The sequence below is a fragment of the Janthinobacterium algoris genome (genome assembly GCF_051380935.1).
GTDB lineage: Bacteria > Pseudomonadota > Gammaproteobacteria > Burkholderiales > Burkholderiaceae_D > Janthinobacterium.
On sequence record NZ_JBNYXZ010000028.1, the window covers coordinates 43,649 to 66,311 of the forward strand.

Below are 22,663 nucleotides of genomic sequence, written 5' to 3' on the forward strand. Positions count from 1 at the left end.
AATCAAACTAAATAGTCGGCCATTTTCTCACAGGCACAGAATGTATTCACTCGCGTTTTCGATTTTGTTTGTATCCGTCCTCGTTTTGACCCTCGCCGTGCGCTTCTGGCTCGCTTCGCGGCAGATCCGCCACGTGCTGGCACACCGCGCCGCGGTCCCGCCCGAATTCGTGGAAAAGATCCCGCTGGCCGCGCATCAGAAGGCGGCCGACTACACGGTAGCCAAGACCAAGTTCGGCTTGCTGACCCTGTTGATCAACTATGCCGTGCTGATCGGTTTTACTTTGCTGGGCGGCTTGCAATGGCTGGCGTTGTACTTGCATGAATGGATGGGAGCGGGCTCGCCCATGCTGTACCAGATCGGCCTGATCGCCGCCTTTGCCGCCATTTCCGGCCTGATCGACCTGCCCTTCGAGTACTACCAGCAGTTCGTGCTGGAACAGCGCTTCGGCTTCAACATGATGAGCAAGGACTTGTTTTTCACGGACTTGCTCAAGAACATAGGCATCACGGCGGTGCTGGGACTGCCATTACTCTGGGTCATTCTTGTCTTGATGGCGAAAAGTGGCGACCTGTGGTGGTTCTACGCCTGGATCGTCTGGAGCGCATTCTCCTTGCTGATGATGATCATCTTCCCGAACTTTATTCAACCCCTGTTCAACAAATTCACGCCGCTGGCCGACGAATCCTTGAAAAGCCGCATCGAAGGCTTGATGCAGCGCGTCGGTTTCGCCTCGAAAGGCTTGTTCGTCATGGATGGCTCGAAGCGCAGCGCCCACGGCAATGCCTATTTCTCGGGTTTTGGCGCCAACAAGCGCATCGTCTTCTTCGACACCCTGCTGTCGCGCCTGGCGCCGCAGGAAATAGAAGCCGTGCTGGCGCATGAACTGGGCCATTTCAAGCTCAAGCACATCGTCAAGCGCATCGCCATGATGTTCGTCATCTCGCTGGGCTTTCTGGCGCTGCTGGGCTTCCTGAAGACGCAGCCATGGTTTTACGCGGGCCTGGGCGTCGATCCTGTCGCCCTGGCGCTGACGGGCCAGCCGACGGACGCGCTGGCACTGCTGCTGTTCATGCTGGTGTTGCCGGTCTTTACTTTCCTGCTGGGACCGTTGACCTCGCTCAGCTCACGCAAGCACGAATTCGAGGCCGACGCCTTTGCCGCCACGCACACGCAAGCGGACGACCTGGTCTCGGCGCTCGTCAAAATGTATGAAGACAATGCGTCGACCCTGACGCCCGACCCGCTGCACTCGGCCTTCTATGACTCGCATCCACCGGCCAGCGTGCGCATCCGCCACCTGAAAGGGGCTGCCACATGAATACGCCATCGACTTCGCAAAACCTGTCCCAACTGTCCTGCGCACCACGCCAGCAGGCGCTCGGCGACACTGACATCGCCATCCTGCACGCCTTGCTGCCCCAGTGGAGCTTGCAAAATGGCAAACTGTGCCGCGACTTCGGCTTCAAGAATTACTACCAGACCCTGGCGTTCGTGAACGCCCTGGCCTATATGACCCATACGCAAGACCACCATCCGGAGCTCATCATTACTTACCAAACCTGCGCCGTGCGCTACGACACGCACTCGGTCAACCAGGGCGCCGGCGGCCTGTCCGAAAACGACTTCATCTGCGCCGCCAAGGCAGACCTCATCTTCCAGAGCAGCCAGGTGACGCCATGAGCGAAGGCAAGTTGACGGGCGTCATCATCGCCGCCCACGGCCGCCATTACCTGGCCGACGTGGAAGGCGCCAAGCTGCAATGCGTGACGCGCGGCAAGAAAACCAATGTGGCCGTGGGCGACATCGTGCACCTGACGCGCACGTCCAACGACCAGGCCGTCATCGACCGCATCGAGGAACGCAAGACCCTGCTGTACCGCTCGGACCAGTATAAATCGAAGCTGCTGGCGGCCAATTTGACGCAGCTGTTCATCGTCGTGGCGACGGAACCGGGCTTCGCCGACGACCTGATTTCGCGCTCGCTGGTGGCGGCCGACGCGGCCGGCATCGAAGCGCGCATCATCCTCAACAAGACGGACGTGACCGCCTCGCTGGAGCGCGCCCGCGAACGCCTGCTGCCGTATTCCTCGATGGGTTATCCCGTCGATGAAGTGTCGGCGCGCGCCGAGCCGGAACACGCCGTGGCCACCCTGGCGCCGCTGCTGGCGGGCCAGTCGTCGATCCTGATCGGTCAGTCGGGCATGGGCAAGTCGTCGCTGATCAACCTGCTGGTGCCGGACGCCGACATCGCCGTGCGCGAAATCTCGGCCGCACTCGACACGGGCAAGCACACGACGACTTTTACGCGCCTGTACAAACTCGACGAACTGGGCGCGAACAGCTCCATTATCGATTCGCCCGGCTTCCAGGAATTCGGCCTGTACCATCTGAGCGAAGGCATGCTGGAGCGCGCCTTCCGCGAATTCCAGCCCTACCTGGGCGGCTGCAAGTTTTATAACTGCCGCCACCTGATCGAGCCGCAATGTGCCATCCTGCAAGCCATGTCTGAAGGCAAGATCGCCAAGATGCGCCATACCCTGTATGGCCAGTTGCTGCACGAATCGGCGCAAACGCTGTATTGAAAAATCTTTCTTTCATTCAGATATAGCACCGAAAGACAAGCGGCAGACGAAATTTAATTTCGCTGCCGAGCTTGCATTCCGACTTTAATCCCAAAACCGTTCATCTGCCGTTTTATGCACTTCGTCGCGTAAAACCTGTATTCCATCGCCTGTCGCTGGCGATGGCCAGGCGCGTTTGCTAACTTGACACCAGTCCCTGCCGGAAACCTGCCAGCGACCACACGATCTAACGCTAACCAATCCTGTCATCCTGATCGAAGGTGAATGCCATGCATACCAAACGCTTCCTCCCCCTCCCCATCCTCCTTGCCCTCTTCGCGCTTGCCGGCGGCACCGCCCAGGCCCAGACTGCCATTGCACCGCACAGCACAGACAGCGTGCGCGTCACCTCTGGCGCCTACTATCACGTCACGGCACAGCAAGCCTTCGACATCGAACAGCAATACCGCCTATCGAATGGACAACGCCTGGAAGTCCACCAGCAGGAGAACCATTTTTTTGGCCGCCTGATCGATGACCGCGAATGGCAGGAAAAACCCAGCGTGGAAATCTACCCCACCGGTCCCGGCCAATTTATCACCAAACGGGGCTCGACTTTCGTCTTCAGCAATGAGGGCGGACATGTGGTAATCGATGACGCCCAGTTCCTGCCCGGCTTGCGCATGCCTGCCGACATGCGCAACGCCAGCACCGTGAACGGCAGCGCCAGCATCCGCCTGGTGTCGCGCTAATCGCCGTCCCACCAAAGAGCGCCGGGGGCAAATGCCCCCCGCCTGTGGCGCCATGCCGGATGAATAATTCTGACCGGCGCACTGAACAATTCCCCTGAATGCAGCTTACAATGCGATGACGCATGGCCTGTGCGGTCGCAGGCTGGCGCCACTGTTTGCGGGGGAGAATGCTTGAATGAAAATGTTCGCGCTCGAACATGAGGTAGCGCAGTGGGAAAGCGCATTGCTGCCGTTGCGCGGCGCCGGGCGCGTACCGTTGCTGCTGTTGCTGTCCTGGCATTTGCGCCAGCGTGATTGCACCAGAGCAATTCAGCTGAGCGAGGAAGCGCATCTGCTGCTGCCGCTGGCCGGCCTGGAAGCGGCAGCACTGGAACAGGCGCGCGCACGTTTGCAACTGGTGCAGGCGGAACTGGCCTGGCTGCAGGGTGCGCTCGACTCCGCGGAAAGCCTGGCCATGGCGGCGCACGCCATCGTGTGCGCGTACGGCGACGGCGCCGGCTGCGCCGACGCCCACTGGCTGCTGTCGTCGATTGCCGTCGACCGGGGCGACCATGCGCGTTGCGATGCCGAGCTGCTGGCCGCGGCGGAGCAAGCGCGCGGCGCCGGCGACGCGATGCGCGCCAGCCTGGCCGACGCGGCCATGGCGCGCTGGGCCGTCTTGCGCGATGCGCCAGCCGCCCAGGCGCGCTGGGGCAAGCACTTCCAGACCGACAGCGCCAGCGGCAAGCTGCCCGCGCCGCTGGCCACCTGGGTGCATGACTTTCGCGGCTTGCTGGCGCACACCTCGCGCGACCTGGGCACGGCCGCCGGCCACTACATGCAAAGCTATGAAGCGGCGCTGGAAAGCGGCCAGCTGCGCGGCGCCATCACGGCCGCGATCAATATCGGCGACTGTTTCGCCAGCCTCAACGACAACGAATCCGCCCTCGAATGGATGCAGTGCGCGCTGGACCTGGCGCGCCCCACCGGCTGGCCGCGCAGCATCGGCGCCTGCCAGACGCATACGGCTGAAACCATGCGCAAGCTGGGACGCCTGGCCGATGCCGAAGACTTGCTGCGCGAAGCCCTGCACATCCTGGCCCCCGTGGCGGGTGCGCGCACCTATGCCAACGCGCTGTTCCACCTGGGCGAACTGAGCCTGGACAAGGGCGATTACGACACGGCGCTCGATGCCTTCAGCCGCCTGGCGCAGCGCGCCGAAGCGTTGGGCCAGGCCGATTTCCGCAGCATGGCGCAGCGCGGCAGCGCCCACGCGCTCTCCTACCTGGACCGCCCGGACGAGGCGCTGCAGGCGGCCGAGCGGGCTTGCCAGCTGGCCACCGCGCGGGGCGACGCCATGCACCAGGTGGCGGCGTTGCGCGTCTTGTCCATGCTGCATGCACGCCACGAGCTGCCGCCGCCAGCAGGCATGCTGGAACGCAATCCGTCCCTGCATTTCCTGCACCAGGCGCTGCAGGTAGCCGCTTCCATCGAAGGCTATTCGCCGCCCGGCGAACTGCTCGATGCGTTGGCGCGCGAATACGCGCATGCGGGCGACTATGCGCGCGCCTACGATATTGCCCTCGACGCAGGCATGGCGCGCGAAAAAAGCCACACCCAGCAAGCGAGCAACCGCGCCACAGCCATGCAGGTCTACCACCAGACGGAACATGCGCGCTCGGAAGGCTATCACCACCGCGAACTGGCCGCCTCCGAAGCGCGCCGCGCCGAAGTGCTGCAACAAACCAGCGACACCCTGGAACGGCTGTCGGCCATCGGCCAGGAAATCACCACCCACCTCGACGCCAGTGCCGTGTTCCAGGTGCTCGACCGCCATGTGCATGCCTTGCTGCCAGTCAACACCTTCGCCGTCTACATGCTCGATGCGGCAGGCACGGCGCTGCGCCGCGCGCATGGCATGGAAGCGGGCCGGCCCCTGTCCGACAACGCCATTCCTCTGAGCAATCCACGCGCTTACTCCGTGCGCTGCCTGCTGGGCCGGCGCGAAGTGTATATCGACCAGGTGCCGCCCAAGCGCCACGCCTACACCGTGCCGGGCACCCTGCATAACCAGAGCGTGCTGTACGTACCGCTGATGGTGGGCGAGCGCGTGCTGGGCGTGATGACGGTGCAGGCTTGCCATGCCCATGCCTACGGCGAGCGCGAGCGCCTTATCTTCCGCACCCTGTGCGCGTATGGCGCCATCGCGCTCGACAATGCCAACGCCTACCGGCAATTGCAAGATGCCCAGGCACAACTTGTGTCGCAGGAAAAACTGGCCGCCCTCGGCTCGCTGATGGCGGGCGTGGCGCATGAACTCAATACCCCCATCGGCAACAGCCTGTTGATCGCCAGCACCATGCAGCAAAAGACGGAAGACGTGGAGCGCCTGATGAACGGTCCCGGCCTGCGCCGCTCGGACCTGGCCGCCTACATCGAGGATGCGGGCAAGGCCTCGGCGCTGGTGATGCGCGGCCTGCATAGCGCGGCCGACCTGGTCAACAGCTTCAAGCAGGTGGCCGTTGACCGCACCACCGAACAGCGGCGCCAGTTTGACTTGCAACAGGTGAGCAATGAAATCATCGCCACCGTCATGAACCGCATCCGCAGCTCAGGCCATGGCATCGAGATGGACATCGATTTCGGCATCGCCATGGACAGCTATCCTGGCCCGTTCGGCCAGGTGATCACCAATCTGATCAACAACGTCCTGCTGCACGCGTTTACCACCGCGCCCAATGATGGCAGTGCCGGCACGGGCTGTATGCGCCTGTCGGCAACGCTCGATGGGGCGCGCGTGCAGGTCGTCTTCGCCGACAATGGCGGCGGCATCGCCGAACAGCATTTGTCGCGCATCTTCGACCCCTTCTTTACTACCAAGCTGGGCCAGGGCGGCAGCGGCTTGGGTTTGTCAATCAGCTACAACATCGTCACGGCCCTGCTGGGCGGCACCATCCAGGTGGCCAGCAGCCCCGCCGGTACGCGTTTCACGCTCGATCTGCCGCTGGTGGCGCCGCAGATCGATGCAAGCACCCCGGCCAACATCTATTGAGCCGGCAAGACCCTGGCTGGACGCGCCACTTGTCTACACAAGTACCCGTCCGGCCAGTCTTTCCAATCTAAAAGCAAAACCCTTATAATTGAATAGCTGAAGTCCCTGCCATTGCATGATTTATAACTTGGCAAACCGCATCGACCCGTGCGACAAACAGGCACGGGCACCGATCAACACAGCAGCGCGCCGGGCGAGGCAGTCATCAGACGAGATGTTGTACGCTGATGCAACCCGGCGGGAAAGGCACGCCGCCGGCGGCCTGCGCATCTTCAAGTGGTCATTATGTCGACAAAAAAACCGATCAAGCACTACCTCCAGTTCTCCGATTTCACATTGGAAGAGTATGAATATGTGATCGAACGCGCCCATCTGATCAAGCGCAAGTTCAAAAATTACGAAATCTACCATCCACTGATCGACCGCACCCTGGTGATGGTCTTTGAAAAGAACTCCACCCGCACGCGCTTGTCGTTCGAAGCCGGCATGCACCAGCTGGGCGGTGCCGCCATCTACCTGAACACGCGCGATTCCCAATTGGGCCGCGGTGAGCCGGTGGAAGACGCGGGCCAGGTCATGTCGCGCATGTGCGACATCATCATGGTGCGTACCTTCGGCCAGGAGATCATCGAGCGTTTCGCCGCCAACTCGCGCGTGCCGGTGATCAACGGCCTGACCAATGAACACCACCCGTGCCAGGTGTTTGCCGACATCTTCACCTACATCGAACACCGCGGCTCGATCGCCGGAAAGGTCGTTGCCTGGATCGGCGACGCCAACAACATGCTGTACTCGTGGCTGCAGGCGGCCGAAGTGTTCGGTTTCCACGTCAACGTGTCGACGCCGCAGGGCTACGACATCGACCTTTCGCAAGTCAAGACGCAGCGCTATACTTGCTTCGCCAACCCGTCCGACGCCTGCGAGGGCGCGCACCTGGTCAACACGGACGTGTGGACCAGCATGGGTTACGAAGCGGAAAACGCGGCCCGCATTGCCGCCTTCGACGGCTGGATCGTCGATGGCGCGAAGATGGCCCGCGCCGCGCCCGACGCGCTGTTCATGCACTGCCTGCCCGCCCACCGCGGCGAGGAAGTGGCCGCCGAAGTGATCGACGGCCCGCAATCGGTGGTGTGGGACGAAGCGGAAAACCGTCTGCACGTACAAAAAGCTTTAATCGAATACCTGTTACTCGGTAAAATCCAATAATTCGCCGGGTACTGCAACCATTCTGGCAGCATCGCAACACATACATCGACAACGACAACTGGAAGCAATATGAGCGACATTAAAAAAGTAGTCCTGGCCTATTCCGGCGGACTCGACACCTCCGTCATCCTGAAGTGGCTGCAAGATAACTACCAGTGTGAAATCGTCACCTTCACGGCCGACCTGGGCCAGGGCGAAGAACTGGAACCAGCGCGCGCCAAGGCCATCAAATTCGGCATCAAGCCGGAAAACATCCATATCGAAGACGTACGCGAAGAATTCGTGCGCGATTTCGTCTTCCCGATGTTCCGCGCCAACACCGTATATGAAGGCGAATACCTGCTGGGCACCTCGATCGCCCGTCCGCTGATCGCCAAGCGCCTGATCGAAATCGCCAACGCCACGGGCGCCGACGCCATCTCGCACGGCGCGACCGGCAAGGGCAACGACCAGGTGCGCTTCGAACTGGGCGCCTATGCCCTGAAGCCAGGCGTGAAAATCATCGCTCCATGGCGCGAGTGGGATCTGCTGTCGCGCGAAAAACTGCTGAAATACGCGGAAGACGCCGGCATCGACATCGACATGAAGCACAAGAACGGCGGCGCGCCGTACTCGATGGACGCCAACTTGCTGCACATCAGCTTTGAAGGCCGCCACCTGGAAAACCCCAGCGCCGAGGCGGAAGAAAGCATGTGGCGCTGGACCGTCAGCCCTGAAAAGGCGCCGGACGAAGCGCAATACCTGGACATCGAATACGAAAAAGGCGATATCGTCGCCATCAACGGCGTGCGCATGTCGCCCGCCACCGTGCTGGCCGAACTGAACAAGGTGGGCGGCAAGCATGGCGTGGGACGCCTGGACCTGGTGGAAAACCGCTACGTCGGCATGAAATCGCGCGGCTGCTATGAAACCCCGGGCGGCACCATCATGTTGAAAGCCCACCGCGCCATCGAATCGATCACCCTGGACCGCGAAGTGGCCCATCTGAAAGATGATTTGATGCCGCGCTACGCGTCGATGATCTACAACGGCTACTGGTGGGCGCCCGAGCGCGTTGCCCTGCAAACCCTGATCGACCATACGCAGGAAACCGTAAACGGCTGGGTACGCATCAAGCTGTACAAGGGCAATGTCATCGTCGTCTCGCGCGATTCGAAAACGGACTCGCTGTTCGACATGAACATCGCCACCTTCGACGAAGATGGCGGCGCCTACAACCAGGCCGATGCCGGCGGCTTCATCAAGCTGAACGCCTTGCGCATGCGCATCGCCGCCATCGCCCGCGAAAAGCGCGGCCAGAAGTAATTCGTGACAGGGAGGCACTGCTTCCCGCGCCAGCCCAAGCCGCCCACGGGCGGCTTTTTTTACGTCTGAAACGCACAAGTCAGCGATTTACGCCCCTGCGCGCGCCCAGATCACCCCCATTTTGCTGTCGGCATGGCAAAATGCTACAGTGCAATTATGCTGACTTCCCCGCTTCCGGAGCCCTCCCATGTTCAAAGACCTGAGTATCAAGAATAAACTGTACCTGGGCTTCGGCTCCATCGTGGCCATCATCCTGATTCTGCTGGGCGTGGCCTACAACAGCTTTTCGCGCCTGTCGGAAGCCAATGCATGGGATCGGCACACCATGGAAGTACTGATCGAGATCGACAAGATTCACAGTTCCATCCTGCAAATCCAGGTGGAAACGCGCGGTTACATCCTGACCGGCAACGAAGCATCGCTGAACCCGGAAACGGACGAGATGGCGGTGATGACGCAGCATATGCAAAAAGCCATCAGCATGACGGCCGATAACAAACCGCAGTCGGAACGCTTCCGCAAGATCGACCAGTTGACCACCACCTGGGTCAAGGAATGGATCACCCCCCTGATCGAGAAGCGCCGCGCGCTGGGCAATGCGCCTGGGGCCACGGAATCGGTGGCGCGCACCATGCCGCCGACTGGCTACCCGGCCGTCAAGCAAGCCAACAAGATGCTCGAGGATGCGGCCGCCGAAGAAACCCGTTTGTTGGCCGAACGCACGGCCACTTCGATAAAATTGCAGGAAACCATGCTGCTGATCCTGGCCCTGGGCGGCTTGCTGTGCGTGGTGCTGGCGCTGGGCATTTCCTACCTGCTGGGCCGTTCCATCCTCGGCCCGCTGAACAACCTGACGGATGCCGTCGGGCGCATCGCTGGGGGTGAGCAAAGCGCGCGCGCCGCCATCCTCTCGCGCGATGAGCTGGGCAAGGTGACGGAAGAGTTCAACCGCATGGCGCAAACCATCCAGGACAACCAGGCCAATGAACTGGCCGCCACGAATAGCCTGCGGGCCAAGGTCGATTCCTTGCTGGAAGTGGTGTCGAAAGCGGCCTCGGGCGACCTGACGGGCAAGGTCGGCATCACGGGCAGCGACGCCATCGGCCAGCTGGGCAATGGCCTGTCGAAGATGTTCGAAAACCTGCGCAGCCTGCTCAACAATGTGCAAAAGGCCGGCATCCAGGTGACGACGTCCGCCACGGAAATCGCCGCCTCGGCACGCCAGCAGGAAGCCACGGGCATCGAACAGGCGCAAACCAGCGTGGAAATTCTCAGCACCACCAAGGAAATCTCGGCCAACACGAGCCAGTTGCTGAAAACCATGGAAGACGCCACCGCCGTGGCCGACTACACGACGAATGCGACAGCCGAAGCGCAAAACAACCTCAAGCGCATGGATTCCACCATGCAGCACATGGTCTCGGCCACCGATTCCATCAACGCCAAGCTGGCCGCCCTGTCGGAAAAAGCCAGCAATATCAATAGCGTACTGATCACCATCACCAAGGTGGCCGACCAGACCAATATCCTCTCGCTGAACGCCGCCATCGAGGCGGAAAAAGCGGGCGAGGCAGGCCGCGGCTTTTCCGTGGTGGCCACGGAAATTCGCCGCCTGGCCGACCAGACCTCCGTCTCCACCTGGGATATCGAGCAAATGCTCAAGGAAATGCAGTCGGCGGTCTCGGCCAGCGTGATGGGCATGGACAAATTCTCGGAGGAAATTCGCCGCAGCGTGGGCGAAGTGCGGCAAGTGGCCGAGCAGTTGTCGTCCGTGATGGACCAGGTGCAAAAGCTCACGCCGCAATTTGACGCCGTGCTGCAAGGCATGCAGTCGCAAGCGATAGGCGCGTCGCAAATCTCCGACACCATGATGCAGCTCAACGACGCCACCCAGCAAACGGTGGAATCCTTGAAAGCCACCAGCGAGGCGGTGCACCAGCTGCAATATGCGGCGGGCGACCTGCAGTCGAGCGTCTCGACCTTCGCCGTGAACATCTGATGCCATGAAAGTGCTGCTCTTTCACATCGGACGCGACCGCTATGGACTGCCCCTGGCCGGCATCGTGCGCGTGCTGCCGCTGCTGGAACTGAAGCAGTTGCCTCTCACGCCAGACTATGTGGCCGGCCTGATGGACTTGCACGGCACGCCCGTGCCCGTGATCGACCTGTCGCGCCTGGCCGGGCTGCCAGCCGCCGCCGCGCAGTTCGACACGCGCATCGTCATCGTCGACTACCGCACAGCAGGCGGCGCCACGCATGCGCTGGGGCTGCTCGCCTCGCAGGTGCGCGGCATCGCCGACATCGACCTGCAGCAGCTTGAAGACAGCGGCGTGGCGACGGCGCCCTTCCTGGGCCAGGTGGCCAGCGACGCCGACGGCATCGTGCAACTGGTCGAACTGCAGCACCTGCTGACGTCCGACGTGCGCGCGCTGCTGTTTCAAGACGCGAGCGCAGCATGACGGCACAAGCCCTGCTGCGCCGCGCGACCGGCCTGTCCGTCTCCAAAGCCGTGGCCGAGCGGGCCGTCGGCCAGCGCATGGAGCAGACTGGCTTTACCGATAGTGCAGCCTATCTGCAGGCGCTCACGGCGGCCGAAATGACGCAGCTGATCGAACTGGTGGTGGTGCCGGAATCGTGGCTGTTCCGCGACCCGCAGGCGTTCTACGCCACCGTCGAACTGGTGCAGGAACGCTGGGCGCGCGGGCGCGCCACGCGCATCTTGTCGATCCCGTGCGCGGGCGGCGAGGAACCGTATTCGATGGCCATGGCGCTGCGCGACGGCGGTGTGCCGAAACAGGCGTTCAACATCGACGCGTATGACCTGAGCCCCGGCTGCATCGAGCGGGCGCAGGCCGGCATCTATGGCCGCAACGCCTTCCGCGCGCAGGACGTGGCCTTCCGCGAACGCTATTTCACGCACGTGGCCGACGACGCCTACCGCATCATCGACGCCTTGCGCGAACAGGTGACTTTCAGGCAGGGCAATTTGCTGCAGTTCGATACCGCCACCTTCAGCCGCCACTACGACGTCATCTTTTGCCGCAACCTGCTGATTTACTTCGACAAGCCGACCACGCGCGCTGCTATCGATAACCTATCCGCCCTGCTGGCCGACGACGGCATGCTGCTGGCCGGCTATGCGGAAGTGCCCTCGTTCTGCCAGAACGGCTTTGCGACGCTGCAGTTCCGCCAGGCCTTTGCCCTGAAAAAGGAAACGGCGGCGCCGGCCAGCACCGTGCAAGTAGCACCGTTGCCGGCCTTGCGCAGCGTGCCGCCCGCGCCAAGGCGCACTGCCGCTCCAGCCACTCCCATTGCGCCGGCGGCCTTGCGCACGCGTCCCGTGTCCGTGCCATCGCCCCCGCCGGCACCGGCCGCGCAAGCCGATTTACTGGCCGAGGCGCGCCTGCTGGCCGACCGTGGCCAGTTGCGCGAGGCCGGTGAAAAATGCCACGCCCACCTGGCCCGCGTGCCCGAGGCGGCGGAAGCGTATTTCATGCTGGGCATCATCAATGAACTGGCCGGCAAGATGGACCTGGCCGACGATTACTGGCGCCGCTGCATCTACCTGCAGCCGGACCATTACGAGGCGCTGTGCCACCTCTCGCTGCTGGCCGAACGCAATGGCAACCACACGGCCGCCGCCACCCTGAAGGCGCGCGCGGCGCGCATCTACCAGCGCCGCCAGGCGTCCAACTAAGGGGCAAGCATGACAAACCTCAGCGCCACCGAGTCCCCCGCCACCATCGACGACTGCTGGAACCACATCGGCGTGGTCGGCGACCAGAGCTGCCCCAAGCTGCCAGCCAACGTGCATTGCCGTAACTGCGACGTATATGCGGGCGCCGCCCAACGCAACCTGCAGCGCCCCGTGGACGAACACTACCAGCGCGACTGGGCCAGCCACTTCCGCCAGATCGATGCGGGCGGCGAAGTGCGCGACAGCTCGGCGCTGGTGTTTCGCATCGGCCGCGAATGGCTGGCGCTGCCCACGCGCGTGTTCGACTCCGTCGCGCCGCAGGCCAAGCCGCATGCGCTGCCGCACCGCAGTGGGCGCGGCCTGTCGGGCATCGTGAATATCGGCGGCAAGTTGTATCCATGCATGTCGCTGGCCAGTTTGCTGGGCATCGACGAACAGGGCGCGCCACCGGCCAGGGGTCGCCACACCTTTGCGCGTCTGCTGCTGATGCGCTGGGAAGAGCAAGCTTACGCCCTACCCGTGGCCGACCTGCACGGCATCGTGCGCTATGCGTCGGGCAGCCTGCAAACGCCGGCGGCCACCATCAACAAAGGCCTGTCGCGCTATCTGTCGGGCGTCATCACCGAGGGCGACATGCGCATCGGCTGCCTCGACACGGCGCTGATCGGCTTTCAACTTGCGAGACTTTTACGATGAGCCAGGACCAGCACGGCGATCTGAGCGCCTTTTCCATGCTGGACCTGTTCCGCATGGAGGCGGACAGCCAGACCCAGATTCTCACCGATGGCTTGCTGGCCATGGAGCGCCATGCGGGCGACGCGGCCGCCGTCGAAGCGATGATGCGCGCGGCGCACTCGATCAAGGGCGCCGCCGCCATCGTCGGCCTGCAGGTGGTGGTGCAGTTGGCGCACGGCATGGAAGACAGCTTTGTCGCCGCACAGCATGGCCGCTTGAAACTCACGCCGGAGCGGGTCGACGTGCTGCTGTCGGGCGTCGACCTGATCGTGCAGCTGTCGCGCCTGGACGACGCGGGCGCCGAAGCGTGGCTGGCCGCGAATGCGGCGCAGATCGACCAGACCCTGAACGCCATCGCCGGCATCGCCGACCTGCCCGAACTGCCGGCCCTGCCCTCGCTGCCTTCGCCCGTGCCGACGCCGACGCCGCCAGCAACGCCCTTACCACCTACCCCCGCCGAACTGCAAGCGCGCGTGGCCAGCGGCCTGGCGGGCGAGGAAGTGGAGTCGGCGGCCGCGCCCGCGCCGCGTGCCGGCGCGCCAGCCAAGGCCCAGGCGCAGAATTTCGACAAACTGCTGTCGCTGGCCAGCGAGTCACGCATCAATGCGCACCAGATGCACCCGTTCATCGGCGCCCTGCAGCGCTTCAAGCGCAACCAGAGCAGCCTGTTTTCCGCCGTCGAACACCTGCACGAAGCCATTGCCCGCTCGGGCGACGCGGGCCTGATGGAAAAGTCGCTGCTGGCGCTGCAAAAGACGCAGCCCCTGAAGCAGTTCATGCTCGAACACATCGCCGACATCGAAACCTATGAACGACGCTTGCTGGCCGTCTCGCAGGGCATGGTCGACGAAGTGCTGGCGCTGCGCATGCGCCCTTTCCGCGACGGCATCCACGCGTTTCCCCGCATGGTGCGCGACCTGGCGCGCAGCCTGGGCAAGGAAGTACAGCTGGAAATCGACGGCGAAGACACCCTGGTCGACCGCGACATCCTGGCGAAGATCGAAAGCCCGCTGAACCACATGCTGAGGAACGCCATCGACCATGGCATGGAAGGCCCGTACGAGCGCATCGACGCGGGCAAGGAAGCGCTGGGCACGATACGCATGGAAGCGCGCCACCGCGCCGGCATGCTGAGCATCGAGATCAGCGACGACGGGCGCGGCGTCGACCTGGAAAAAATCCGCCAGTCCGTCATCGAGCGCAAGATGGCCAGCCCCGCCATGGCCGCCGCGCTGTCGCCGGGCGAGCTACTGGAATTTCTGTTCCTGCCCGCCTTCAGCCTGAAGGCCACGGCCAACCAGTTGTCCGGACGCGGCGTGGGCCTCGACATCGTGCACGAAACGATACGCCAGCAAAACGGTACGGTGCGCCTGGAGTCGGAGCCGGGCCGCGGTTTTCGCGCCCTGATCACCCTGCCGCTGACGCAGTCGATCGTGCGCGCGCTGGTGATCGACGTGCACGGCGAAGCCTACGCCATCCCCATCGTCAAGGTGGAAAGCGTGGTGCGCGTGCCGCAAGCGGCTATCCATACGCTGGAAAACAAGCAGTTCTTCGAACTCAAGGGCGAGCATCTGGGCCTGGTATCGGCGGCGCAGGTGCTGGAGCTGGGCGAAGCGGCCAACCAGGCCGAGGACTTGCCGGTGGTGGTGATCGGGCGCGGCAAGCAAAGCTATGCGCTAGTGGTCGACGCCATCCGCGGCGAGCAAAGCCTGGCCGTGCAGGCCATCGATCCGATTTTCGGCAAGATGCGCGACATTTCCGCCGCCGCCCTGCTCGATGATGGCGAGCCGGTGCTGATCCTCGACGTGCCCGATTTGCTGCTCTCGATCGACAAGCTGTTGCACGAAGGCGGCCTGCACCAGCTGGCGCAGGCCGGCCACACCGAGCGCCGCAAGGCCAAGCGCATCCTCGTCGTCGACGATTCGCTGACGGTGCGCGAAATGGAGCGCAAGCTGCTGCTGGCGCGCGGTTTCGACGTCGACGTGGCCATCGACGGCATCGACGGCTGGAACGTGGTGCGCAGCGGCGAGTACGACCTGGTAATTACCGACGTGGACATGCCACGCATGGATGGCATCGAACTGGTGTCGCTGATCAAGAAGGACCTGCACCTGCACAAGCTGCCGGTGATGATCGTGTCGTACAAGGACCGCCCGGAAGACCGCGCGCGCGGCCTGTCCGCCGGCGCCGACTATTATCTGACCAAAGGCAGCTTCCACGACGAGACCTTGCTCGACGCGGTGGCGGACCTGATAGGAGATGCCCGCTTATGAGTCGTAGTTCATGAAAATTGCCATTGCCAACGATGTCGCCATGGCCGCCGAAGCCCTGCGCCGGGTGGTCGCCAGCACGCAGGAACACCAGGTGCTGTGGATTGCCCGCACGGGACTCGAAGCGGTGCGCATGTGCGAGGGCAACCGCCCCGACCTGATCCTGATGGATCTGAACATGCCGGAGATGGATGGCGTCGAGGCGACGCGCCTGATCATGGAGCAAAGCCCGTGCGCCATCCTGGTGGTCACGGGACGCCCGCAAGACAATGTCAACCAGGTCTTCCGCGCGCTGGGCGCCGGCGCGCTCGACGTCACGGCCACCCCCGTGCTGCAGGGGCAAGTGGGGGGCGACAGCGAGTTGCTGGCCAAGATCAAGACCATCGGCAAGCTGATACGCCACAGCGCCGAAACGCCGTCGCCGCGCCTGGTGCAAGCCAACGGCGAACGCAGCGACGGCCAGGTCACCACCCTGGTGGCCATCGGCGCCTCGACGGGCGGACCGTCGGCGGTAGCCAAGGTGCTGTCCGGCTGGAGCGCGCCGCCCGGCTGCGCCATCGTGGTGGTGCAGCATATCGATGAAACCTTTGCCTCGCATTTTGCCAAATGGCTGGACGATCAATTGGACATGCCGGTGCGCGTGATCGCCGAGGGCGACGAACTGGTGGCAGGCAGTGTGCTGGTCGCCAAGACTAATGATCACCTGCTGCTAGATCAAAATTATCGTTTGGGTTACGATGCAGCACCGCGCGACTATGTTTACCGTCCTTCGGTCGATGTCTTCTTTCATTGCGTGGCACAGCACTGGCGCGGCGATGCCATCGGCGTGTTGCTCACAGGCATGGGCCGCGATGGCGGCGACGGCTTGCTGGCCATGCGCCGCGCGGGCAAAACGACCATCGCGCAAGACCAGGCCAGCAGTGCCGTGTATGGCATGCCGCGCGCGGCGGCCGAACTCGAAGCGGCGCAGCAAATCTTGCCATTGGATAGAATAGGTGCCAGCCTGCGCAACCGCCTGGGCGCAAAACTCAACAATGGGTGGGAGTCCTCCCCTAACATCTGAAAAGAATGCAATGCCAGAATTTTCCTCCAGTTTCACCCTGCATGAGCCCGCATTGACCGAATTCAAGGTCAGCGTGCTGCTGGTGGACGACCAGTTGATCATTGCTGAGGCAATCCGGCGCATGCTGAGCGACCAGCAGGATATCGAGTTTCATTACGTGACCGACGCCACGCAAGCGCTGGACACGGCGCTGCGCTTGCAACCGACCGTCATCCTGCAAGACCTGGTGCTGCCGGGCATCGACGGCTTCGCGCTGATCCAGCTGTACCGCGAAAACGAGGCGCTGGCGCATGTGCCAGTCATAGTGCTGTCGGCCAAGGATGACCCGAAATTGAAGGCCCACAGCTTTACCGTCGGCGCTAACGATTATGTGGTGAAACTGCCGGACCGCCTGGAGTTGCTGGCGCGCATACGCTACCATTCGGCGGCCCACATCAGCCGTCTGCAACGCGACCAGGCATTTCGTTTCCTGCGCGAAAGCCAAAAAAATCTGGCCGACGCGAATATTGAATTGCAGAAATTGGCCGCCCTCGATGGCTTGACGGGCATCGCCAACCGCCGCCGCTTCGATGAAACCCTGCAATTCGAATGGCAGCGGGGCCAGCGCGACAAGGCGCCACTGAGCCTGCTATTTTGCGATATCGACCATTTTAAAAGCTATAACGATCACTTTGGCCACCTGGCGGGTGACCTGTGCCTCAAAAAAGTCGCCGCCGTGCTGACGGAACATTTGAAGCGCCCGGCCGACCTGGCGGCCCGCTATGGGGGCGAGGAATTCGCCCTGATCCTGCCCGAAACGGAGGCGGCAGGGGCCTTGCTGATCGCCGAAGCGTGCCGGCGCCACCTGGAGGGCTTGCAGATCGAGAACCCGGCGGCAAACACGGGCATCGTCACCATCTCGATCGGCGTGGCCACCATCGTGCCCTCGCCGGACTCGACGGTTGAGCAACTGATCAACCGCGCCGACCAGGCCCTGTATGCGGCCAAGCGCGGCGGACGCAACAGCGTGCTGAGCGCTGATGACGTCGAGGACTGATTTCTAACTGAAGGAAAGTGAAGCATGAGCACACAACTGGACAATGTCAGCGTCGTCAAAAAATCGAATATCTATTTTGACGGCAAGTGCGTCTCGCACAACGTCATCCTGGCCGATGGCACGAAGAAAAGCGTGGGCGTGATTTTCCCTTCATCCCTGCGCTTCAACACGGGCGCACCGGAAACGATGGAAATCGTCGGCGGCCTGTGCAAGGTACGCCTCGCCGACGCGACAGAATGGAGCAGCTACGGCGCGGGCCAGGAATTCAAGGTGCCGGGCAATAGCCATTTTGATATCGAAACAACTGAAACCGTGGATTACGTCTGTCATTTTGCCTGATTAAACGAACACAGGCTCGGGTGACAGGCGCACGCCATACTTCGCCTCTACATCATCTTGTATCGCTTCTGACAGCCGGGTAATGTCCGCGCCACGAGCGCCGCCATTATTCACCAGAACCAGTGCCTGCTTGGGATACACTCCCGCGGGCCCCAGGTTTTTTCCCTTCCAGCCACACTGATCGATCAGCCAGCCGGCCGCAAGCTTTTCCGTGCCATCGGCTTGCGCATGGTGTACCAGCGTGGGGAAACGTTCCAGCAAGGCAAGACACTGCTCTCGTGACACCACGGGATTCTTGAAGAAACTACCCGCATTGCCGATCACGGCCGGGTCGGGCAATTTACGCCGGCGTATTGCCATCACCGTGTCAGCCACCTGTTGCGGCGTCGGCTCGACAAGATTGCGCTCGGCCACGGCCTGCGCCAGTTCCGCGTAACGCAAATTCGGCTGCCACTCGGCCGGCAAAGCAAACGTCACTTCCAGCACGATCAGCTCGCGTCCGTCTGCATGCTTGAAGATGCTGTCACGGTAAGCGAAACGGCAAGCATCACGATCCATGTCGAAGACGATGCCGCTGGCGCTATGCATGACGCTCACGCTATGCAGATAATCCTTGATTTCAACGCCATACGCACCAATATTCTGGATAGGCGCGGCGCCTACCGTACCGGGAATTAACGACAGGTTTTCCAGTCCGCCCACGCCTTGCGCCAGCGTCCACTGCACGAAGTCGTGCCAGTTTTCGCCGGCCGCGGCCGTGACGAGTATCGTTTCGAAATCCGCCTGCGCCAGGCGCATGCCGCGCGTGGCCATGTGCAGCACGGCGCCGGGAAAGTCGCCTGTGAGCACGATGTTGCTGCCGCCGCCCAGTATCAGGCGCGGCATGGCGGAGAGAAAGGGATCTTGCAGCGCGGCCTGCAATTCGGCTTGCGAAGTGATGCGTACGTAGGCGGCCGCGTTGGCCGTGATGCCGAAGGTATTCAGGCGCTGGAGGGAGTAATTGTGTTCGATGGTGAGCTCTGCAAACAAGGGATAACGATTATTTTGCTCGATTATAGAGTGAAACCGACAAAAAACCAGCGCAAGACAAGGGCAGGCCGTCCGTTGTCCGTTAAAATGTCGCATCTTTAACGAGGCTATGCCATTTTGCAAAGAATGCGCGCGCCCGGCGCGCTGCTAGCGCGCTCGCTCTAACACGAAAGGAACAGACCATGCCGTCATTTGATGTAGTCTCCGAAGCCGATATGATCGAAGTCAAGAATGCCGTCGAGCAATCCAACAAGGAAATCACGACGCGTTTCGACTTCAAGGGCAGCGACGCCCGCGTCGAACACAAGGAAAACGAATTGACTGCGTTTGCGGATTCGGAATTCCAGCTCAGCCAGGTACGCGACGTACTGACCAACAAGTTGACCAAACGCAAGGTCGATGTGCGCTTCCTCGACGAAGGTGACATCAAGAAAATCGGCGGCGACAAGGTCAAGCAGATCATCAAGATCAAGAATGGCATCGAATCGGATGATGCCAAGAAAATCGTGCGTGTCATCAAGGACAGCAAGATGAAAGTACAAGCGAGCATCCAGGGCGAAGCCGTGCGCGTCACGGGCGCCAAGCGCGACGACCTGCAAGCGGCCATGGTCATGCTGCGCAAGGACGTGCCCGACATGCCGCTGGAATTTAACAATTTCCGCGATTAATTTCGATGAAGCGTGCGATCCGGCACGCGCTTGCACCGGCATGGTGGCAAGCTGCCCCGGAGAGCCTGCCCGCTTGGGGTAGAATTGAAGCTGTGCACAGCTACATGTGCCCGTGCGCCTGACCGGCGGCGGGCTTGACCGTATATCTGGCTCAGTGATAACCACGGTAGTCTAAGGATAGCAATGAAACGTGTTGATGATTTCCGCCTGCGATTTGGCAAAAAAGAATATGTGCCCATCATGATAGGCGGAATGGGTGTGGATATTTCCACCTCGGAGCTGGCCCTGGAAGCGGCCCGGCTGAACGGTATCGGCCATATCTCCGATGCCATGGTGGAAGATGTGTCGGATCGTCGTTTCGACACCACCTTCGTCAAAGACAAGACGAAACTGTACAAGTTCAACATCAATAACAGCGACAAGGCCGTGGTGCAGTTCGACCTGGGCCGCCTGGCGGAAGCACAGCGCCTGCATATCGGCCGCACCATGGAAGCGAAAAAAGGCGATGGCTTGATTTTCGTCAATTGCATGGAAAAGCTGACCATGAACGGCCCCCGCGAAACCCTGCGCGTGCGCCTGAATGCGGCGCTGGACGCCGGCATCGACGGCATCACTCTGTCGGCCGGCTTGCACTTCGGCTCGTTTGCCTTGATGGCCGACCATCCGCGTTTCCGCGATGCCAAGCTGGGCATCATTGTCTCGTCCGTACGCGCCTTGCAGATTTTCCTGCGCAAGAACGCCAAGCTGGACCGCCTGCCCGACTTCATCATCGTCGAAGGTCCGCTGGCCGGCGGCCATCTGGGTTTCGGCATGGACTGGGCCAATTACGACCTGCACACGATCACGGCGGAACTGTTGGCCTATCTGAAAACGGAACAACTGGACATCCCGCTGATCGCCGCTGGCGGCATCTTCACGGGTAGCGATGCCGTCTCTTTCCTGGAAGCGGGCGCGGCTGGCGTGCAAGTGGCGACGCGCTTTACCGTCACCGAGGAATGTGGCTTGCCAAACAAGGTCAAGCAGGAGTACTACAAGGCATCGGAAGAAGACATCATCGTCAATGGCGTCTCGCCGACGGGCTATCCGATGCGCATGCTGAAGAACACGCCAGCCATCGGCGCCGGCATCCGTCCAGGCTGCGAATCGTATGGCTATCTGCTCGACGCGACGGGTAACTGCGCGTACATCAACTCGTACAACCGCGAAGTAGCTGCCCATCCGGAGCAAAAAACCGTCGTCGTGATGGACAAGACTTGCCTGTGCACCCACATGCGCAACTTCAACTGCTGGACCTGCGGCCATTACACGTATCGCCTGAAGGACACCACGCACAAGCTGGACAATGGCGAATACCAGATCCTGACGGCCGAACACGTCTTCAAAGACTACCAGTTCAGCGTCGACAACCAGATCGCCCTGCCGGAAAAAGAAGTCCAGGGCTGAATATTCTCAGCCTGAACTGAAAATGGCGCAGCCTGCGAAGGTTGCGCCATTTTTTATGCGTGGAGCATTTCCAGCAATGCCCGCTCAATCACGTCGAACTTGGGCCGCCGCAACACTTCTTCTTGCAGGCAAGCTTGCTGCAAAGACTGCAAGACTGGCAAGGACGTTGCACCATGCGCGATCAGCTCGCCCAGCAGCACGCCAAAGGCGCGGGCCTCTATGCCCTGCAGCAAGTCTCCTTGCGGCGAGCCGGGCGCAAACATGGACGCCGCGCCAAAATCGCCCAGCAGGCAGGCGCCACCATCCGCATGCAGGATATTGTGGCCATACAAGTCACCATGCAGAATGCCACGCGCATGCAGCTGGCACACGGCCGAGGCGATGCCATGGGCAATCGACAGCGCTTGCGGCGCGTCAAAGCGCGCGCCATCGGCATACACATCACGCGTGCATGAGGCCAGGCTCGGTGGCCCGGCCAGATTAGCGAAAGCAGCATCGATGAGCGGCATGACAAGACCAAGCGCGCCTTGCGGATGCCCGTCCAGGGTGCCCAGGATGGGAATCAGGCCCACGTGCGCACCCGCGCCGACACAGGCGGCCATTTCGCTGCGCGGCAAGCCGTCGCTGGTCATCGCCCCCTTGAACACTTTGACTGCGACATCATCGCGCCCATCCAGGCGGGCACGATATATCACGCCCGATGCGCCCTCGCCCAGCTGCTGCGCCAATTCCAGGCGCTGCCATGCCACACCCGCCGCGCCGGCATCGGATAGAGCTGCCAGTTCGCGCACTTCCGTGAAGGGGTTGCCCGCGTACGCAAGCCAGCTCAGGCGCGGTAAAGACAGCAGGTAATCGGGCAGCGTCGTAAAACGGTTGGCGGCAATGCGCACCAGCTCCAGTTGACGGCAATCTGCCAGGGACGCGGGCAAGTGGCTCAGGCAATTGCCTGCCAGCATGAGTTTCTGCAGTTCACGGCACTTGCCGAGCTCATCGGGCAAGACTTCGATGGCATTGTCGGTCAGGGTCAGCCAGCGCAGCCTGGGCGGCAAGGCCGCGGCCGGCACCTGGCGTATCTGGTTCGCCTTGAAACCGATCATTTCCAGCGCATGACAGCAGCCAAGCACGGCCGGCAAGGTGGTGAACAAGTTATCGGAACAAAAAATGATGCGCAACTTGTGCAGGCGCGTCAAATCCTCGGGCAGGGAAGACAGCGCATTGCCGGACAAATCAAGGATTTCCAGGCTATCGGCCAGGTCGAAGATCTCGCGGGGGAAGTCGGTCAAGCCGCAGGACAGTGTCAGGCGGCGCACGCCGGCCAGTTGGCCAGCGCGTAATTGTTCTAGTGTATGCTCAGCAGACAAAATATCCCTTTCAAAAACCCGGTAATCGCTGGCATGGATAAAACCACCAGACGAAAAAAAACCCCACCATTGCTGGCGGGGTTTTTCTCTTACTACGAATAACAAGCCTGACGATAACCTACTTTCACACTGGTTGCAGCACTATCATCGGCGCAAAGTTGTTT

At 61.9% G+C, this 22,663-nt stretch carries 19 protein-coding genes; 17 read left to right on the top strand and 2 right to left on the bottom strand.

The genetic code is table 11. From position 1 onward, the window contains the following. Positions 1–40: 40 nt before the first annotated feature. The 15 genes from ACQ4W7_RS27655 (at position 41) to ppnP (ending at position 17,998) form a co-directional block, all read left to right on the top strand. Positions 41–1,321 carry a M48 family metallopeptidase gene (locus ACQ4W7_RS27655; protein WP_426074830.1) on the top strand — a complete coding sequence of 427 codons (1,281 nt, stop codon included), beginning with the start codon at positions 41–43 and terminating at the stop codon, positions 1,319–1,321. After that, complete coding sequence (locus ACQ4W7_RS27660; protein ID WP_426074831.1) at positions 1,318–1,683, top strand: 4a-hydroxytetrahydrobiopterin dehydratase; 366 nt, start codon at positions 1,318–1,320, stop codon at positions 1,681–1,683. The genes ACQ4W7_RS27655 and ACQ4W7_RS27660 overlap by 4 nt, the downstream gene beginning before the upstream one ends. Further along, positions 1,680–2,585, top strand: coding sequence for a ribosome small subunit-dependent GTPase A (gene rsgA / locus ACQ4W7_RS27665; RefSeq protein ID WP_426074832.1), 906 nt, complete (start codon positions 1,680–1,682; stop codon positions 2,583–2,585). The genes ACQ4W7_RS27660 and rsgA overlap by 4 nt, the downstream gene beginning before the upstream one ends. Positions 2,586–2,854: 269 nt before the next feature. Continuing rightward, positions 2,855–3,316, top strand: a complete 462-nt coding sequence (locus ACQ4W7_RS27670; RefSeq protein ID WP_426074833.1) for a hypothetical protein — start codon at positions 2,855–2,857, stop codon at positions 3,314–3,316. Between the two features lie 175 nt (positions 3,317–3,491). Further along, the gene (locus ACQ4W7_RS27675) at positions 3,492–6,347 is read left to right on the top strand and encodes an ATP-binding protein (protein ID WP_426074834.1); all 2,856 of its coding nucleotides are present in this window, start codon (positions 3,492–3,494) and stop codon (positions 6,345–6,347) included. Between the two features lie 285 nt (positions 6,348–6,632). Then, positions 6,633–7,553 (top strand): ornithine carbamoyltransferase, encoded by a 921-nt coding sequence (gene argF, locus ACQ4W7_RS27680; protein WP_426074835.1) that lies wholly within the window; start codon positions 6,633–6,635, stop codon positions 7,551–7,553. A gap of 69 nt (positions 7,554–7,622) precedes the next feature. Next, positions 7,623–8,858, top strand: a complete 1,236-nt coding sequence (locus ACQ4W7_RS27685) for an argininosuccinate synthase (RefSeq protein WP_426074836.1) — start codon at positions 7,623–7,625, stop codon at positions 8,856–8,858. Between the two features lie 187 nt (positions 8,859–9,045). Then, complete coding sequence (locus ACQ4W7_RS27690; RefSeq protein ID WP_436534888.1) at positions 9,046–10,857, top strand: methyl-accepting chemotaxis protein; 1,812 nt, start codon at positions 9,046–9,048, stop codon at positions 10,855–10,857. 4 nt (positions 10,858–10,861) lie between these two features. Further along, positions 10,862–11,317: a chemotaxis protein CheW gene (locus ACQ4W7_RS27695; RefSeq protein WP_436534890.1), complete on the top strand. Its 456-nt coding sequence runs from the start codon at positions 10,862–10,864 to the stop codon at positions 11,315–11,317. After that, positions 11,314–12,555, top strand: coding sequence for a CheR family methyltransferase (locus ACQ4W7_RS27700; protein ID WP_436534892.1), 1,242 nt, complete (start codon positions 11,314–11,316; stop codon positions 12,553–12,555). Before ACQ4W7_RS27695 ends, ACQ4W7_RS27700 begins: the two co-directional genes overlap by 4 nt. A gap of 9 nt (positions 12,556–12,564) precedes the next feature. Continuing rightward, entirely contained in the window at positions 12,565–13,251 is a 687-nt protein-coding gene (locus ACQ4W7_RS27705) for a chemotaxis protein CheW (protein ID WP_436534894.1), read from the top strand. Then, positions 13,248–15,563: a hybrid sensor histidine kinase/response regulator gene (locus ACQ4W7_RS27710; RefSeq protein ID WP_436534896.1), complete on the top strand. Its 2,316-nt coding sequence runs from the start codon at positions 13,248–13,250 to the stop codon at positions 15,561–15,563. The genes ACQ4W7_RS27705 and ACQ4W7_RS27710 overlap by 4 nt, the downstream gene beginning before the upstream one ends. Positions 15,564–15,573: 10 nt before the next feature. Then, positions 15,574–16,623 (top strand): chemotaxis-specific protein-glutamate methyltransferase CheB, encoded by a 1,050-nt coding sequence (cheB, locus tag ACQ4W7_RS27715; protein ID WP_426074842.1) that lies wholly within the window; start codon positions 15,574–15,576, stop codon positions 16,621–16,623. Positions 16,624–16,633: 10 nt separating this feature from the next. Beyond that, positions 16,634–17,659 (top strand): diguanylate cyclase, encoded by a 1,026-nt coding sequence (locus ACQ4W7_RS27720; protein ID WP_426074843.1) that lies wholly within the window; start codon positions 16,634–16,636, stop codon positions 17,657–17,659. A gap of 24 nt (positions 17,660–17,683) precedes the next feature. Then, entirely contained in the window at positions 17,684–17,998 is a 315-nt protein-coding gene (gene ppnP / locus ACQ4W7_RS27725; protein WP_436534899.1) for a pyrimidine/purine nucleoside phosphorylase, read from the top strand. Here ppnP and murB read toward each other — a convergent pair whose 3' ends face one another. Further along, positions 17,999–19,027, bottom strand: coding sequence for a UDP-N-acetylmuramate dehydrogenase (gene murB / locus ACQ4W7_RS27730; RefSeq protein ID WP_436534901.1), 1,029 nt, complete (start codon positions 19,025–19,027; stop codon positions 17,999–18,001). A 182-nt stretch (positions 19,028–19,209) separates the two neighbouring features. Here murB and ACQ4W7_RS27735 point away from each other — a divergent pair, with 182 nt between their 5' ends. Next, on the top strand, positions 19,210–19,695 hold the full coding sequence (locus ACQ4W7_RS27735; RefSeq protein ID WP_426074846.1) for a YajQ family cyclic di-GMP-binding protein: 486 nt from the start codon (positions 19,210–19,212) through the stop codon (positions 19,693–19,695). A gap of 183 nt (positions 19,696–19,878) precedes the next feature. Next, positions 19,879–21,138 carry a nitronate monooxygenase gene (locus ACQ4W7_RS27740; protein WP_101480233.1) on the top strand — a complete coding sequence of 420 codons (1,260 nt, stop codon included), beginning with the start codon at positions 19,879–19,881 and terminating at the stop codon, positions 21,136–21,138. Between the two features lie 53 nt (positions 21,139–21,191). Here the strand turns inward: ACQ4W7_RS27740 and ACQ4W7_RS27745 are convergent, their stop codons facing one another. Beyond that, positions 21,192–22,499 (bottom strand): leucine-rich repeat-containing protein kinase family protein, encoded by a 1,308-nt coding sequence (locus ACQ4W7_RS27745; RefSeq protein ID WP_436534903.1) that lies wholly within the window; start codon positions 22,497–22,499, stop codon positions 21,192–21,194. Positions 22,500–22,663 lie beyond the last annotated feature (164 nt).

Bases quoted from the DNA above. Each gene is read 5' to 3' on its own strand.
- ACQ4W7_RS27655 (WP_426074830.1), top strand. From the start codon at position 41: ATGTATTCACTCGCGTTTTCGATTTTGTTTGTATCCGTCCTCGTTTTG.
- ACQ4W7_RS27660 (WP_426074831.1), top strand. From the start codon at position 1,318: ATGAATACGCCATCGACTTCGCAAAACCTGTCCCAACTGTCCTGCGCA.
- rsgA (WP_426074832.1), top strand. From the start codon at position 1,680: ATGAGCGAAGGCAAGTTGACGGGCGTCATCATCGCCGCCCACGGCCGC.
- ACQ4W7_RS27670 (WP_426074833.1), top strand. From the start codon at position 2,855: ATGCATACCAAACGCTTCCTCCCCCTCCCCATCCTCCTTGCCCTCTTC.
- ACQ4W7_RS27675 (WP_426074834.1), top strand. From the start codon at position 3,492: ATGAAAATGTTCGCGCTCGAACATGAGGTAGCGCAGTGGGAAAGCGCA.
- argF (WP_426074835.1), top strand. From the start codon at position 6,633: ATGTCGACAAAAAAACCGATCAAGCACTACCTCCAGTTCTCCGATTTC.
- ACQ4W7_RS27685 (WP_426074836.1), top strand. From the start codon at position 7,623: ATGAGCGACATTAAAAAAGTAGTCCTGGCCTATTCCGGCGGACTCGAC.
- ACQ4W7_RS27690 (WP_436534888.1), top strand. From the start codon at position 9,046: ATGTTCAAAGACCTGAGTATCAAGAATAAACTGTACCTGGGCTTCGGC.
- ACQ4W7_RS27695 (WP_436534890.1), top strand. From the start codon at position 10,862: ATGAAAGTGCTGCTCTTTCACATCGGACGCGACCGCTATGGACTGCCC.
- ACQ4W7_RS27700 (WP_436534892.1), top strand. From the start codon at position 11,314: ATGACGGCACAAGCCCTGCTGCGCCGCGCGACCGGCCTGTCCGTCTCC.
- ACQ4W7_RS27705 (WP_436534894.1), top strand. From the start codon at position 12,565: ATGACAAACCTCAGCGCCACCGAGTCCCCCGCCACCATCGACGACTGC.
- ACQ4W7_RS27710 (WP_436534896.1), top strand. From the start codon at position 13,248: ATGAGCCAGGACCAGCACGGCGATCTGAGCGCCTTTTCCATGCTGGAC.
- cheB (WP_426074842.1), top strand. From the start codon at position 15,574: ATGAAAATTGCCATTGCCAACGATGTCGCCATGGCCGCCGAAGCCCTG.
- ACQ4W7_RS27720 (WP_426074843.1), top strand. From the start codon at position 16,634: ATGCCAGAATTTTCCTCCAGTTTCACCCTGCATGAGCCCGCATTGACC.
- ppnP (WP_436534899.1), top strand. From the start codon at position 17,684: ATGAGCACACAACTGGACAATGTCAGCGTCGTCAAAAAATCGAATATC.
- ACQ4W7_RS27735 (WP_426074846.1), top strand. From the start codon at position 19,210: ATGCCGTCATTTGATGTAGTCTCCGAAGCCGATATGATCGAAGTCAAG.
- ACQ4W7_RS27740 (WP_101480233.1), top strand. From the start codon at position 19,879: ATGAAACGTGTTGATGATTTCCGCCTGCGATTTGGCAAAAAAGAATAT.